This is a genomic window from Chitinivibrio alkaliphilus ACht1, assembly GCF_000474745.1.
Lineage (GTDB): Bacteria > Fibrobacterota > Chitinivibrionia > Chitinivibrionales > Chitinivibrionaceae > Chitinivibrio > Chitinivibrio alkaliphilus.
This window is the reverse complement of sequence record NZ_ASJR01000023.1, coordinates 1-13,560: the sequence shown is the minus strand read 5'-3', so window position 1 is coordinate 13,560 and position 13,560 is coordinate 1. Positions and strand designations below refer to the sequence as shown.

The 13,560-nt window shown below is 44.2% G+C and carries 20 protein-coding genes; 11 read left to right on the top strand and 9 right to left on the bottom strand.

Annotated features, from left to right (window positions below; all coding sequences use genetic code 11):
- Positions 1 to 534 precede the first annotated feature (534 nt).
- The 7 genes from CALK_RS09835 (at position 535) to CALK_RS09810 (ending at position 3,886) form a co-directional block, all read left to right on the top strand.
- Complete coding sequence (locus tag CALK_RS09835) at positions 535 to 831, top strand: ArsR/SmtB family transcription factor (RefSeq protein WP_034637788.1); 297 nt, start codon at positions 535 to 537, stop codon at positions 829 to 831.
- Positions 828 to 2,126: a permease gene (locus CALK_RS09830; protein ID WP_034637786.1), complete on the top strand. Its 1,299-nt coding sequence runs from the start codon at positions 828 to 830 to the stop codon at positions 2,124 to 2,126. The genes CALK_RS09835 and CALK_RS09830 overlap by 4 nt, the downstream gene beginning before the upstream one ends.
- A gap of 13 nt (positions 2,127 to 2,139) precedes the next feature.
- On the top strand, positions 2,140 to 2,385 hold the full coding sequence (locus tag CALK_RS09825; RefSeq protein ID WP_034637783.1) for a thioredoxin family protein: 246 nt from the start codon (positions 2,140 to 2,142) through the stop codon (positions 2,383 to 2,385).
- A 22-nt stretch (positions 2,386 to 2,407) separates the two neighbouring features.
- Positions 2,408 to 2,545 (top strand): hypothetical protein, encoded by a 138-nt coding sequence (locus tag CALK_RS12940; RefSeq protein ID WP_155851851.1) that lies wholly within the window; start codon positions 2,408 to 2,410, stop codon positions 2,543 to 2,545.
- Positions 2,546 to 2,891: 346 nt separating this feature from the next.
- On the top strand, positions 2,892 to 3,089 hold the full coding sequence (locus CALK_RS09820; protein WP_034637781.1) for a hypothetical protein: 198 nt from the start codon (positions 2,892 to 2,894) through the stop codon (positions 3,087 to 3,089).
- Positions 3,086 to 3,322, top strand: a complete 237-nt coding sequence (locus tag CALK_RS09815; RefSeq protein WP_034637778.1) for a DUF2442 domain-containing protein — start codon at positions 3,086 to 3,088, stop codon at positions 3,320 to 3,322. Before CALK_RS09820 ends, CALK_RS09815 begins: the two co-directional genes overlap by 4 nt.
- A gap of 90 nt (positions 3,323 to 3,412) precedes the next feature.
- The gene (locus CALK_RS09810; RefSeq protein WP_034637819.1) at positions 3,413 to 3,886 is read left to right on the top strand and encodes a hypothetical protein; all 474 of its coding nucleotides are present in this window, start codon (positions 3,413 to 3,415) and stop codon (positions 3,884 to 3,886) included.
- Positions 3,887 to 4,285: 399 nt separating this feature from the next.
- Here the strand turns inward: CALK_RS09810 and CALK_RS09805 are convergent, their stop codons facing one another.
- From CALK_RS09805 to CALK_RS09775, 9 genes are all read right to left on the bottom strand, one after another.
- Positions 4,286 to 4,501 carry a hypothetical protein gene (locus CALK_RS09805; RefSeq protein ID WP_034637775.1) on the bottom strand — a complete coding sequence of 72 codons (216 nt, stop codon included), beginning with the start codon at positions 4,499 to 4,501 and terminating at the stop codon, positions 4,286 to 4,288.
- A 323-nt stretch (positions 4,502 to 4,824) separates the two neighbouring features.
- Entirely contained in the window at positions 4,825 to 5,229 is a 405-nt protein-coding gene (locus CALK_RS09800; protein ID WP_155851850.1) for a hypothetical protein, read from the bottom strand.
- Between the two features lie 10 nt (positions 5,230 to 5,239).
- Entirely contained in the window at positions 5,240 to 5,545 is a 306-nt protein-coding gene (locus CALK_RS09795; protein WP_022637532.1) for a hypothetical protein, read from the bottom strand.
- Between the two features lie 201 nt (positions 5,546 to 5,746).
- Positions 5,747 to 5,884: a hypothetical protein gene (locus CALK_RS12935; protein ID WP_155851849.1), complete on the bottom strand. Its 138-nt coding sequence runs from the start codon at positions 5,882 to 5,884 to the stop codon at positions 5,747 to 5,749.
- A gap of 71 nt (positions 5,885 to 5,955) precedes the next feature.
- Positions 5,956 to 6,123: a hypothetical protein gene (locus tag CALK_RS12930; RefSeq protein ID WP_022637530.1), complete on the bottom strand. Its 168-nt coding sequence runs from the start codon at positions 6,121 to 6,123 to the stop codon at positions 5,956 to 5,958.
- A gap of 4 nt (positions 6,124 to 6,127) precedes the next feature.
- The gene (locus CALK_RS09790; protein WP_022637529.1) at positions 6,128 to 6,358 is read right to left on the bottom strand and encodes a hypothetical protein; all 231 of its coding nucleotides are present in this window, start codon (positions 6,356 to 6,358) and stop codon (positions 6,128 to 6,130) included.
- 101 nt (positions 6,359 to 6,459) lie between these two features.
- Positions 6,460 to 6,984 carry a hypothetical protein gene (locus CALK_RS09785; RefSeq protein WP_022637528.1) on the bottom strand — a complete coding sequence of 175 codons (525 nt, stop codon included), beginning with the start codon at positions 6,982 to 6,984 and terminating at the stop codon, positions 6,460 to 6,462.
- 20 nt (positions 6,985 to 7,004) lie between these two features.
- Positions 7,005 to 7,427 carry a hypothetical protein gene (locus CALK_RS09780; protein ID WP_022637527.1) on the bottom strand — a complete coding sequence of 141 codons (423 nt, stop codon included), beginning with the start codon at positions 7,425 to 7,427 and terminating at the stop codon, positions 7,005 to 7,007.
- Between the two features lie 93 nt (positions 7,428 to 7,520).
- Complete coding sequence (locus tag CALK_RS09775) at positions 7,521 to 8,075, bottom strand: recombinase family protein (protein ID WP_022637526.1); 555 nt, start codon at positions 8,073 to 8,075, stop codon at positions 7,521 to 7,523.
- Between the two features lie 465 nt (positions 8,076 to 8,540).
- Between CALK_RS09775 and CALK_RS09770 the strand changes: the two genes are divergently transcribed.
- The 4 genes from CALK_RS09770 to CALK_RS09755 are packed head-to-tail and all read left to right on the top strand — an operon-like array spanning position 8,541 to position 13,470.
- Complete coding sequence (locus tag CALK_RS09770) at positions 8,541 to 10,088, top strand: type I restriction-modification system subunit M (RefSeq protein ID WP_022637525.1); 1,548 nt, start codon at positions 8,541 to 8,543, stop codon at positions 10,086 to 10,088.
- Positions 10,085 to 11,161, top strand: a complete 1,077-nt coding sequence (locus CALK_RS09765) for a virulence RhuM family protein (protein ID WP_022637524.1) — start codon at positions 10,085 to 10,087, stop codon at positions 11,159 to 11,161. The genes CALK_RS09770 and CALK_RS09765 overlap by 4 nt, the downstream gene beginning before the upstream one ends.
- On the top strand, positions 11,154 to 12,158 hold the full coding sequence (locus CALK_RS09760) for a PDDEXK nuclease domain-containing protein (protein ID WP_022637523.1): 1,005 nt from the start codon (positions 11,154 to 11,156) through the stop codon (positions 12,156 to 12,158). Before CALK_RS09765 ends, CALK_RS09760 begins: the two co-directional genes overlap by 8 nt.
- A complete protein-coding gene (locus CALK_RS09755; protein WP_022637522.1) occupies positions 12,151 to 13,470 on the top strand; it encodes a restriction endonuclease subunit S in 1,320 nt (439 codons plus the stop codon). Before CALK_RS09760 ends, CALK_RS09755 begins: the two co-directional genes overlap by 8 nt.
- Positions 13,471 to 13,560: the final 90 nt, after the last annotated feature.

Below are 13,560 nucleotides of genomic sequence, written 5' to 3'. Positions count from 1 at the left end.
ATCTATCGTTTCTGATACCCAATCTATTGGTGAACCTATTACATGAAAACACCCAACATACACTTCTGCGCTTAAATGTTCCACTAGATCAAACATTAAATATCTGGTCCCTGCATAGTTTCTTGTGGATATCTGATATTGATACCTTTGAGATCAATATCAGTTGCTCCCCTCGTATCCTGTTCTACAGGGAGAGCCCTGGGAGGAAAAATCTCTTTTTGGTGATTGACAGGAATAGCTACATCGCGATATGACCGATGCCTCATAATGAGCATATCTGGTAAGTCAAGGGAATCCGTAGATACTGCCGATGACGATCGAGTAGAAGTAGGGTGTGCCTGCAAAACGGAGAGAAAACCTTTTCCTGAAGAGATATTCGCAGGCCCATTCCGCCGTGCAAATCTACTTGGCTCATAACTTCAATCCCCTGGGTTATCACCTCTTCAATCTTTTGATGTGCTTTTTGCAACCTTTTATTATCCTGACCTTGACACCTATTTTTCATTTGGCTATATTACCAAATGAGGAGGACCTATGGATTCACTAAAGAGGAAATCAGAAATACTGAAAGCCCTGGCACATCCCAGCCGCCTGTGGATTATTGAAAGCCTGTATGAGAAAGACCGCTGTGTTTGTGAGTTTGTGGATGCCCTGAAGGTTGACTACTCAACGGTCTCGAAACATCTCAGTATCCTGAAAAATGCCGGATTTATTTCGAGCAAACAGTCGGGAAAAGAGCGGTGGTATTCCCTTCGTACTCCCTGCATCAAAAATTTTATGGACTGTATCGAAACAATGATACCCCAAACAGAATCGGAGCAAACCCCATGAATTGGAAAGAAGAATGGAAGAAACTGGTGGGAATACTCGCCGTTTTTCTCCTCTTTTACAGCATTCCCCTTGAAGCAGAACGTGTACAAACTGCCGTACTTGAATCACTGCATCTTGCCCGGTATTACGCACGTGAGCACGTAATCCTCTGTCTTATCCCCGCCTTTTTCATTGCCGGGGCAATCGGCGTATTCATTAGCAAAGGTTCCGTAATGAAGTATCTTGGTGCCCGGGCACATAAGGGCATAGCCTACGGTGTCGCCTCCGTTTCCGGCGGTATCCTTGCGGTGTGCTCATGCACGGTACTCCCCATTTTTTCAGGGATCTACAAAATGGGTGCCGGCCTTGGTCCGGCAACAACCTTTCTCTATGCCGGACCGGCAATCAACGTACTTGCCATAATACTTACCGCCCGTGTTCTGGGCCTTGAAATGGGGATTGCCCGGGCAGTGGGCGCCATTGTTTTCAGTATTATAATCGGGATAATTATGAGTTTTGTCTTTCGGCGGGAAGAAAAGGAAAAAGGGGATGTGCAGATGGCCTTTCCCGATGAGGAAACCCCGCGCAGTCTTTTACAAAACGCCCTGTTTTTCGCTTCCCTTGTGGGTATACTGGTCTTTGCCAACTGGGAAGCAGCGGGGCAGTCCCACGGACTATGGGCGTTTATATATCAGAGCAAATGGATTTTGACAGCCCTTTTTACCCTGACCATGGGCATACTGCTTGTACGCTGGTTTGATTTTGCCCTGTGGAAGATCGGCGCTATTGCCCTTCCTGTGGGTATTCTGGCGGCCCTCTTTCCCCATACGCCCCTCTTTGCCTTTTCGGCGGGCATCGTGGGTCTTTCGTGGTTTACCAGCACAGACACGGGGGAAACCCGGGAGTGGTTCAGCCAATCCTGGGATTTTGCCAAACAGATATTCCCCCTCCTTTTTGTCGGTGTTATTGTTGCAGGGCTCCTTCTGGGAAGACCGGACAGTGAAGGCCTTATACCTTCCGCCTGGATAGAAACCGCCGTTGGGGGGAACACCCTTGGCGCCACCTTCTTTGCATCCCTGGCGGGAGCCCTTATGTATTTTGCCACCCTCACGGAAGTACCAATCCTTGAAGGGCTTATCAACAGCGGCATGGGAAAGGGACCAGCCCTGGCCCTGCTTCTTGCAGGCCCCGCCCTGAGTCTGCCCAATATGCTGGTAATACGAAGCGTGCTGGGTACAAAGAAAACCCTTGTATTTGTATTTTTGGTTGTTATCATGGCCACCGTGAGCGGCCTGATCTATGGACAGTTTTTTTAATCCGGAGGAACCTATGAAAATTGAAATTCTCGGCACGGGATGTGCCAAATGTAACACCCTTGCGGAACATGCAGAAACAGCGGCAAAAAACCTTGGCCGTGACTATGAACTCATAAAGATAACCGATATGAATCGTTTTATTGCGTACGGAGTTATGATTACTCCCGCCATGGTTGTCAACGGAGAGGTGTTGGTATCGGGAAAGGTACCCTCCTGTGAAGAGATAGAGAAATTGCTCCAAAACCAGTATTTTCTGTAAAAAGTATAATGTTGGAGACGGGGTGCGGCTTCGACGGGCTCAGCCACCGGGAGAGATTCCCCTCCCGTCGCGAAACGAGGCACCACTTTTTTACCCTGACCCCCCCTCGTCGCAAGACGAGGCACTCCGGCAGCCCTTTGAAATAGATGTTTTGTATTGAGGTGAATAAAATTTTGAGAAAATCCCCCTGGTGTGTGAACAAATGTATGTTGATTTTACTTGAAAAATGAAAGAATACATGCAAAACAAGGGAGTTGCGTGTTACGATCACACAAAAGACAAAATGCGTTGGATGGGATTTTTATGATAATAACAGAAGTGTACAATACCTTCCATATCTGGAGTTATCATACACCGTGGTGTATGATAACTCCAGATTTTGGTGGGTATCATATACCTTGTAATATAAGGATAAAGGAAAAATAACACTACCATGGTGGTGCTATCTACTAGTTGGCGGTCATTGTAAAAAGACAGCGGAGCATCCAAATAATTATGACAAAAAAATGAAAGGAACTTTTTTAACACTTAATCCAAAAGCGAAAATCTATGAAGAATTAAAAACTCAACAACTCAAATGGTGGACAGTGTTGCGTGAAGATAATGAGCTGTATATAGAAATTCATCAAGACGATTTAATGGCAGACTGGGAATTAGCTGTGAACGGTGAAAAGACATTCCCGATCAAAGGACTCGATCAATGAGGATTAAAGAATTAAAAGCAAATTCTGACTTTACTTTGACTATTCTCACTGAAGATGGTCGAGAAGGATTATTTGATATTAAACCATATTTCAAATACCCCGTTTTCAAAGAACTTGAAGAATTCTCTGAGTTTCAGAAAATATTTAATGGCGGTTATTTTGTTGAATGGGAATGTGGAGCTGATTTATCCGCTGACTCAATTGAAGCAAATTTCAAAAAACTCGCATTGTAGTTTGCAGGTGATGACGCAGTCATAACCTGCAGGTTGCCCTGACAGCTTCGCTGACAAGGCACCAAAATGTTACATTTTTTCGGAGGACGTGTGATAGACCGTATAGAAAATTGGATTGACGAGACCAATAGGGTATACCGATCAAAGCGGCGGTCGTGTTCTATTTTTGAAGCAGAGTTTGCTGGGTTTTATCCGTATCCGTTCTTGAAGGAATCTTACTTCGTAGTTGTTGCTGAAATTCCAAAACCGAACTTTCCTGAGCTTCGTGAAATGGGCCTCGGGGATCTTATAGACATGCCAGTCAGTGGCACCACTTATAAGGATACCTACTATGTGTCTGAAGAGTTTGCCAATGTCCTTAGATTGCACTTTCACGAACTTGTCCATGTGGTTCAGTGGGGGTTGCTTGGCGCTGGCAGCTTTATCAGCCGCTATATCAGTGAAATTCAACAATGCGGTTACAATGCTGCTCCGCTAGAGAAGATGGCTTATACCCTGGACAAACACTACTCCACGGGAGGCTCCCATATAGATGTGCCTGGCTTTGTGCAGTCTAAAATATAACAAACGCGTTAAATGCGTGGAGAATCCTCCGTAATTTGACCGGTAAATCCCCCTGAAAATGACCAGTTAATCCACGGTTATCTGACCGATTTTGACTTCCTGCAAAAAATAAACGACCTTACTTCTGAAAACTAATGTCAGGAGGAAGTTTGACATGAGCAGAAGGAAACTGAAAATGCGTCAAATACGCGAAATACTGAGGTATCATTTTGAGCACGGTCTCAGCAATGAAAAGATCGGTTTTGAGGTATTGCAGAAACAAGAATATGTCCAAATGTATATGGTTTTCGATCCGACGAGTGAGTCATAACCATCAGGTTGCCCTAACCTTGCTCTGCTCGATCAACCCACACAGGTGTTAAACCTCTAACTAAATCAAAAAATCTTCACGCAGTCATGTTACTGCATCTGTCCGGGCTGAATAAGATCTGAGAGAGATATAACAGAAACGGACTCCTTCAGCTCGTAGCGATCTCCTTCAGGAATTACTACATAGGTGTGATCCGGTGCAATATCATTACAGGCATTCCAGAACCCTCTGCTTAAGTTCGGTGCGAGGGATGTTTTAAATTCAAACGCCAGGCGACGCATTCCCCGTGTCAAAAGAAGATCCATCTCTGCGCCAGAATATTCTCAATGCAGTATCCTTCCCAGGGGTTGCCGAATACGGGATTCTTCCTATTAAGTATCTCTGAATTATATTTGCCGGACAATCAACGCGCCGTAGTAAACATATCACACAGTAATGTGTAATATGCCTGCGGGTTGGAGAATATCGTGCTTGGCTTTATTCTTCTTACAGGCTTAACGTTGGATAACCTGATGCCCGCTGTATGCTGAAGGGCAGTCAGACCACAGTTACCAATGACTATAGCGTAGTAGGAGTAATAGAAGTTGCTGATTGTTTTATAAATATCATGGAATGCTGTGTATTCGTATTATTGCCAGCGCCGCTCAGCATCTCCTCTGAGAACATAGAAAAAACGGTCTTCATCTTCTCTGATATACTCAAAACCAAGTCTCTTGAGCCATTTGATTGATTTGAAATCCCGTTTTTCTGCATCAGAATACAGAACGCCGTATTTATCCAAGGCCGGGTAGAGTATGCTCTTAATGTACGGACGGGGGTTCCACCTGCACTGATAATCAGGGTGTATCGATGTGTGGATTTCACCGTCCTTCTCAACAATTCCACCGACTATCTTTGTTCTAAAATATACAGGATGTACAATCCACCCCTGTTCGCACAATACGGGAGCTATTGTTTCGTAGGTGGAGATGTTATTCACGCCATCCAGGAATCGTTCCAGAGATTCTTTTTTTTCTGTATTATACACGGACATCCGTTTTTCGTTATCTAATTCGCTTGGTTTTATTTGTGATTAAATTCGGGACTGGCGGAGCAGGTAAGGGCTTGTCAGTCTTGCCTATTTCTGTCTCATTATGGAAATCCACCATACTGACCGATGAGTGAGAAAGGGTTTCTTCATTGAAATACTTAGGGGGGGACAAGGCCACCTGCCTGAGTGTAGCATGACTTTCCATGAGACTACGGTAGTGAGCATTGAGCATTTCATCTGAACCTGTAAAACCTTCAAGTTTATCAGTCAGATAAACAATATCTTTCAACATATCCTGCTGATACTTGATCCACTGCAACTCCAACTCATAAGCATGGTCAACGTTGTTTTTTCGTGCTTCTACGACTTGAGAAAACGCCTTGCTGTTGGCTTCTATCTCAGCAAGTTCTTTTTTGTAATTAATGAGTTTTTATGCATGTTATTTGCAGTAGATAAAACACCTGCTACTGCTCCTAATGCTGCACTTGCAATTAGTCCAAACATACAACCTCTTTCTCTTTTAATGGGTATTATTTTCTATCATTGTCCGCAATTGATTTTTATATTCTAACGGCATCACATCTGCGTAGTTTGAGACAAGTTCTTGAAGGCAATCATTTTGCATGCCCTCAACAATCTCCAGGTATGTATCCCGCATAGTGTCTCCGGAGGTTTGTGCAATCTTTGAGATAAGCATTTCGCAATACTCCACTTTATCGGAAAGCAGAATCATATTTTTTTTCGAATATCGGATTTTTTCTCATTATAATCCCGAGTATACTCAAATACTTCGTACAAAGCTTCCTCCTGAGCCTTGAACTCAGCTAACTCTGTTCGCGATATAAGCGACTGCTGAAACAATTCTGTGGCAATATAGTCCTTCTGTATATCTCCCATAATATTACTGCTCCAATGACTTTATATAATTATTCAGGGCGCGCCTCTTTTCTTTGATTTTCTCCATTTCAGCTTGAAACTCCAGGTCATCCTCATGCCGTTTTCTTTCAACGAGGTTTGAAAAGGCTTCGCTTTTTTTATGAATTGCCTCTATTTCATCGTGAGTTGACTGATTGCTTATACTGCGTTGTTGCTCAGTTTCTCTATTAGCGGTCTTTTTTCTTCTCCAAGGCATATACCCCCCTCAAAATTGCTTAGTCAGTAATGAGTTGCCAATATCTATACGCAGAGGCAACTCATCAATCACGTCTCTGGGAAAGCGTAGCACAATGTTGGCTATTGATCACGCTGTGCTTTTGTTTGCTCTCTCACAGCAAGAAGCCTTTTTGCTACAGCTTCTGTTTCTTGCGCCAAATCCTCATTGGACTTCTTCTGTGCATAAACAAGCTTATAGTTAAGAATTGTTTTCGTTGCTTCAAAGAATGCATTAGCATGCTCCAATTCCGCTACTTTTTCTTCTATTTCGCGAATTTCATCAACTGTTTCGGAGTTTGATTCATTCTGCAATGTTTCATGAATCCACGACTTTTCTTTCTTCAGATCATCTTGCAGTTTTTCTTTTTCTCTACGCTTCTCTCCGTCAGAAAGATAATCGCTGCCTGTATCATCATTCAGACCTTCAAAAACCGCGCTTGAAACTTTTAGTGCTGCGGCCGCAACAAGCACGTGGCTAACGGTAACACTACCGACCAATGTACCCCCACCAATGGCAGCCGCTGCTCCTACTGCAGCGGACCCTACTACTGCTGCTCCTGAACTTGCTGCTGCAACTGCGCCCACAACGAATGGTACTGCTGGCATATTTGCTCCTTGAATATGTTTTATAAGTTATTAAGTAAGTACTCGCCTTTTTTATTCCACTCGATACCTTCAAGAATCCATTCTTCTATCTTATCCACGGCATTCTTCGGGATATTGAGTTCTTCAGCTAAAAAACCTATTTCCTGTTTCTCTCGCGAATCATACGTTCCATCATAATAGCACAGATCTATAACCTCTTTCATAAACAATATCTCCTGCTGTCGCGTCTTAAATGAGATTTGTGTTCGCTTAAAACCACGATACATGACAGCATACAGCTCTTCTTTTTTGTGATCATTCAGGCCCAACCCCGTTGCAGCATCAATGATAAAGTCTTTTTCATTTTCATGTAGCTCGTCATTGCAGTTAGCAACGCGAATGCAACCAAGCATGAAGTTTATTCGGGATTCTTCCGTATCAAAAACCTTAAAAAGTAGTGACATTCAACCACCTTATTGAAAACGTTATAAGACAATTTAATAAAATTTTACCATACATAACTTGGGATAACAATATCTTTATAGGGGGAAGGATAATTATTCCCCCACAACCCACTTCCGCACGGTCCACTTACTCACCCCGAACATCGCCCCGATCTCTGCAAGGGAATGCTCCTTGCCCTGCCAGAGATTGCGCATGGCCGCCACCTGATCATCCGTGAGCTTCCTCGGCCGGCCGCCTTTTCTTCCGCGCTTACGAGCTGCGGCCAGACCGGCCTTCGTCCGCTCACTAATCAAATTGCGCTCAAACTCCGCCATGGCCCCAAAGAGATGAAACACCAACTTTCCCCCGGCCTTGGTCGTATCAATCTGCTCAGTTATACTGCAAAGGTGGACATCTTTTCCTTCAAGTTTTGTCACCCTTTCGATAAGATCCTTCAGGGATCGGCCCAACCGGTCCAGGCGCCATACAACCAAAACATCCCCCGGTCGCAAATACGCCAGGCAGTCCGTCAATCCGGGACGCTCCGAACGGCTTCCGGAAATCTTGTCAGAAAAAATCCTCACACAGTCATACTCCTGCAGAGCATCCCGCTGCAGGCTCATATCCTGATCCGTCGTTGATACCCGCATGTATCCTACATTGGCCATGGCGTTCTCCGTTGTAAAAAGGGTTTTCACGGGTAAAATAATACAACTTGATTTATCAACGGCTTTTTAAACACCACGGCATAAAAAAAGAGCTGCCGCAGCAGCTCTTCCGGATCCGTTGTAAAAACCTTCGTTTATCCTACATATCGAGCGCAGAGAACTTCACGGCGTAACCATTGAGTCAGTTTCTACGTAATACATGCCGGTGGTATCGCCGATATTTTAAACCTGGTTGCAATAACCGGGTCGGCAATTCCGTTGTGTAGGGTATAAATCGACTTGCATCTCAGATACCGCAGGTTGGGCATATCACTATTTCTGCCAAAAAAATGCCCGTCAAGTACAATCATAACATGACATGTTGCGTCATGCCCTGAATATATCTTCACAACAAACCCCCCGCTCCCGTATTGAGGGGATATATCTTTACTGTAAGGACCGTTACATTTTGGACAGGATTACACTATGACAAGCACAACCCAAAGAGCCCAACTGCAGGCCCAAATCTGGAAAATGGCGGGTGACGTCCGCGGATCTGTGGACGGATGGGATTTCAAACACTTTGTTCTTGGAACCCTCTTCTATCGATTCATCTCGGAAAACTTCACGGCCTACATCGAAGCCGGTGACAGCTCGGTCAACTATGCAGCACTTTCCGACTCCATTATCACGCCGGAAATCAAAGAGGACGCGGTCAAAACAAAGGGCTACTTCATCTATCCCAGCCAGCTCTTTTCAAATGTTGCAGACACAGCAAACACAAACGAAAATCTGAACACCGATCTCAAAGAGATATTTACTGCCATCGAAAGCAGTGCCAACGGCTACCCCTCGGAACATGATATAAAAGGGCTCTTCGCCGACTTCGACACCACCAGCAACCGCCTCGGTCAGACTGTAGCGCAAAAAAACAATCGCCTGGCGAAAGTTCTCAAGGGTGTGGCAGGGCTGAATTTTGGTAATTTTGAAGAAAACCATATTGATCTTTTCGGTGATGCCTACGAATTTCTCATCTCCAATTACGCGGCAAACGCCGGAAAATCAGGCGGTGAATTTTTCACCCCGCAGAACGTTTCAAAGCTCATTGCTCAGCTTGCGTTGCATAAACAGGAGAAGGTAAACAAAATCTACGACCCCGCCTGCGGCTCCGGATCGCTGCTGCTCCAGGCACAAAAACACTTTGACACCCACATTATCGAAGAGGGGTTTTTCGGGCAGGAGGTCAACCACACCACCTATAACCTTGCCCGTATGAACATGTTTCTGCATAACATCAACTACGATAAATTTGATATTTCCCTCGGCGACACCCTCACCGACCCCCGCCACGGTAATGATAAACCCTTCGATGCCATTGTGTCCAATCCGCCCTATTCGATAAAATGGATCGGCAAAGACGACCCGACCCTCATCAACGATGACCGCTTTGCCCCTGCCGGTGTGTTGCCCCCAAAATCCAAGGCCGATTTTGCCTTTGTGCTGCACTCCCTGAATCATCTCTCTGCCAAAGGTCGCGCGGCCATTGTCTGCTTTCCGGGGATATTCTACCGTGGCGGTGCGGAAAAGAAAATCCGCAAATATCTCGTGGACAATAACTATGTGGAAACGGTGATCTCCCTGGCGCCGAACCTCTTTTTCGGAACCTCCATCGCCGTAAATATCCTCGTGCTCTCCAAGGGGAAAAAGGACAGCACCGTGCAGTTCATCGATGCCAGTGGTGAAGAGTTCTTTAAGAAAGAGACCAATAACAACGTGCTCACCGACCCCCACATCGATGAGATCATGAAGATCTTCGATAAAAAAGAAAATATCGATCATGTGGCAATCTCCATCGATCCCGAAAAGATCGCCGAAAATGACTATAACCTTTCCGTAAGCTCCTATGTGGAAGCCAAAGACACCCGCGAAAAAATTGATATTGCAGAAGTAAATGCAGAGATAAAAACCACCGTAGCGAAAATTGATTCGCTCCGAGCTGATATTGATTCAATTATCGCGGAGATTGAAGCATGAGTAAAAAGAAAAGAAATGATATAGTTCGCTCTTCCGCAGCTGAATACCTCACATTTATTGCTTCTACAGGGGAAAGTGGTGTAGAGGTTATCTATGCTAATGAAGATATATGGGCAACTCAGAAAATGATGGGAACGCTGTATCAGGTAGAAACACATACCATAAATTATCACCTGAAAAACATTTTTAATGATAGTGAATTAGATGATAATACAGTTATTCGAGATTTTCGAATAACTGCCGCTGATGGTAAAAACTACACTACCAAACATTACAATTTATCCGTTATAATTGCAGTTGGTTATAAAGTGAACTCCGAGCGTGCTGTTCAGTTTCGGAAATGGGCAACAACAGTAATGAAAGAATTTACCATTAAAGGCTTTGTGATGGATGACGAACGCCTAAAAAACGATGGGACAATTTTAGGTAAAAAGTACTTTGAAGAACAACTGCAACGCATTCGTGAAATACGACTGAGCGAACGAAAATTTTACCAAAAAATTACCGACATCTATGCGACTGCTCTCGATTATGATGTAACCGCTACGGCAACCAAACGATTTTTTGCAACTGTTCAAAATAAACTTCATTGGGCAATTCACGGACAAACAGCAGCGGAAGTAGTCTATACCCGTGCCGATGCGGACAAACAGAATATGGGATTATCATCGTGGAAAGATGCACCGAAAGGGAAAATTCAGAAGTTTGATGTAGCTGTTGCTAAAAACTATCTCTCTGAAGAAGAGATGGCTCAACTTCAACGGTTGGTCAATGCGTATCTCGACATAGCTGAGGATATGGCACTGCGCGAAATTCCTATGACAATGGCAGACTGGGAAGAACGACTCAATCGATTTATTGCCGCCACCGATAGAGAAATATTGCAGGATGCAGGAAAGGTAACGGCACAAATAGCAAAAGAACACGCCGAAACTGAGTTTGAAACATACCGTATTGTACAAGATAGGTTATACACCTCCGACTTTGATATGCTCATAAGAGAAGACCAGAACAGAAACAACAAAGACCGCGGGGTGAGCGGAGTCGAATCCCGGGGAGGTGAAAATGCCTAACAACCCCCAACCATCCGAAAGCTTTCACCCCGTTCTCACTCAAATCCAACAGGCAAAACAAAAGGCCTATCAGGAAGTAAACGCTGTTTTAGTTGAACTCTATTGGTACATCGGAAGCTACATCTCTCAACAGGTAAAAACCAGTAGTTGGGGCAAAAATATTGTTGAAGAGCTTGCTCGGTTTATAAATACCAAAGAACCAAACCTTCAAGGTTTTACCGCAAGAAATTTGTGGAGGATGAAACAGTTTTACGAAACCTATGAAGGAAATCCAAAACTGTCAGCACTGCTGACACAATTAAGCTGGACTAATAATCTCCTCATTGTATCAGCCTCTAAAACCGAAGAGGAACGAGAGTTTTATCTGCGGTTAGCCATCAAAGAGTGTTACTCCTCCCGCGAACTGGAACGACAAATTAAAAGCGGTACCTTTGAACGGGTAATGATAGCAAATGAAAAACTGTCAGCAGTGATGACACAACCCCCACAGGATGCGAAAAACATATTCAAAGACAGTTACACCTTAGATTTCTTAAATGTAGGTGCTACCCACAGCGAAAAGGATCTACAAAAATCACTGGTGGCAAGTCTTAAAGAGTTCATCATAGAAATTGGCCGTGACTTCTGCTTTATGGGGCAGGAGTACAAAGTGCAAGTGGGTAATAAAGATTTCAGTATTGACCTCCTCTTTTATCACCGCTCACTGCAATGCTTGGTGGCCTTTGAACTAAAAATAGATGAGTTTTCACCGTCCTATCTGGGACAGCTTGAATTTTACCTTGAAGCACTTGATCGCACGGTCAAAAAAGAAAACGAAAACCCCAGTATCGGAGTACTCCTCTGCCGTCAGAAAAATGATGAAGTGGTGGAGTTTGCACTCAGCCGAAGTATGAGCCCTACGGTCATCTCAAAATATGAAACCGAACTCATACCGAAAGAAATCCTGCGGAATAAACTGAATGAACTCTATCAACTGCTGGAGAATACCAATGAATAGTCTGAATTTTATGGAGAAACTGCTTGCTTCGGCTACGCTCAGCACAGGTGATGGGGTGGCCAGTTCGACAGGCTCACTGCGGCGTGTGGAGTGGAAGAGTTTGGGGGAAGTGGCTCTTTATGTTCGTGGTTTAACTTACAGCAAAAGCAATGAAAGTGGCGATAATACTGGCTATAAAGTTCTTCGGGCAAACAACATCACGCTTTCAAGGCATACTGTAAATTTTGATGATGTAAAATTTGTAAAATCAGATACAAAAGTTAAGGAAAGTCAGAAACTTTACCAAAATGACATTTTGATTAGTGCTGCAAGTGGTAGCCGTGAACATGTCGGTAAAGTGGCATTTATTTTTTCAGATTTAGATTATTATTTTGGTGGTTTTATGGGCGTTGTCAGATGCTCAGATCAATTACATCCAAGGTTCTTATTTCATATTCTCACAAGTGGTATTTTTCAGAAATATCTTGATGAAATGCTGAATAGCTCTACAATCAACAATTTAAGTTCATCAGTTATGAATGCTTTCATCATCCCCATCCCCTGCCCCGACAACCCGAAAAAATCCCTCGAAATCCAAACCGAAATCGTCCGCATTCTCGACACCTTCACCGAGCTTACAGCCGAGCTTACAGCCGAGCTTACAGCCCGCAAAAAGCAGTACACCTACTACCGCGACCAGCTCCTCTCGTTCCCTGAGCCTGTCGAAGGGGAAGAGGGTGAAGTGGAATGGAAGAGTTTGGGGGAGGTGGCGAAAAAGATTTCTTCTGGTGGTACGCCAAGCACTGGTGTTTCTGAATACTATGACGGTGATATACCTTGGCTTCGGACACAAGAAGTAAACTTTGGTGATATTTGGGATACGGGTGTTAAAATAACAGAATCAGGGCTGAAAAATTCGAGTGCCAAAATGATCCCTGCCAATTGCGTTATTGTTGCAATGTATGGTGCAACTGTCGGCAAAATCGGTATCAATAAAATCCCAATGACTACAAACCAAGCCTGTGCAAACATTCAACTCGATGAAAGTATTGCTAATTATCGCTATGTTTTCCACTATCTTTCGAGTCAGTACGAATACATTAAATCACTTGGTTCAGGCTCTCAAACCAACATCAATGCCCAGATCGTTAAAAACATTAAACTCCCCGTCCCTTCTCTCGAAGAACAAGCCCGAATAGTCGCCATTCTCGACAAATTCGACACTCTCACCACCTCCATCACCGAAGGTCTCCCCCGTGAAATCGAACTGCGTCAAAAACAGTACGAATATTACCGCGATCTCCTGCTCACCTTCCCAAAAACGGAGGCGTAGGAGATGTTCCCTTCGACTACGCTCAGGGAACGACTGTCACGGTGGCGGAGAAAAACCCGGTGGCTGAGCGGAGCCGAAGCCACAACAGGG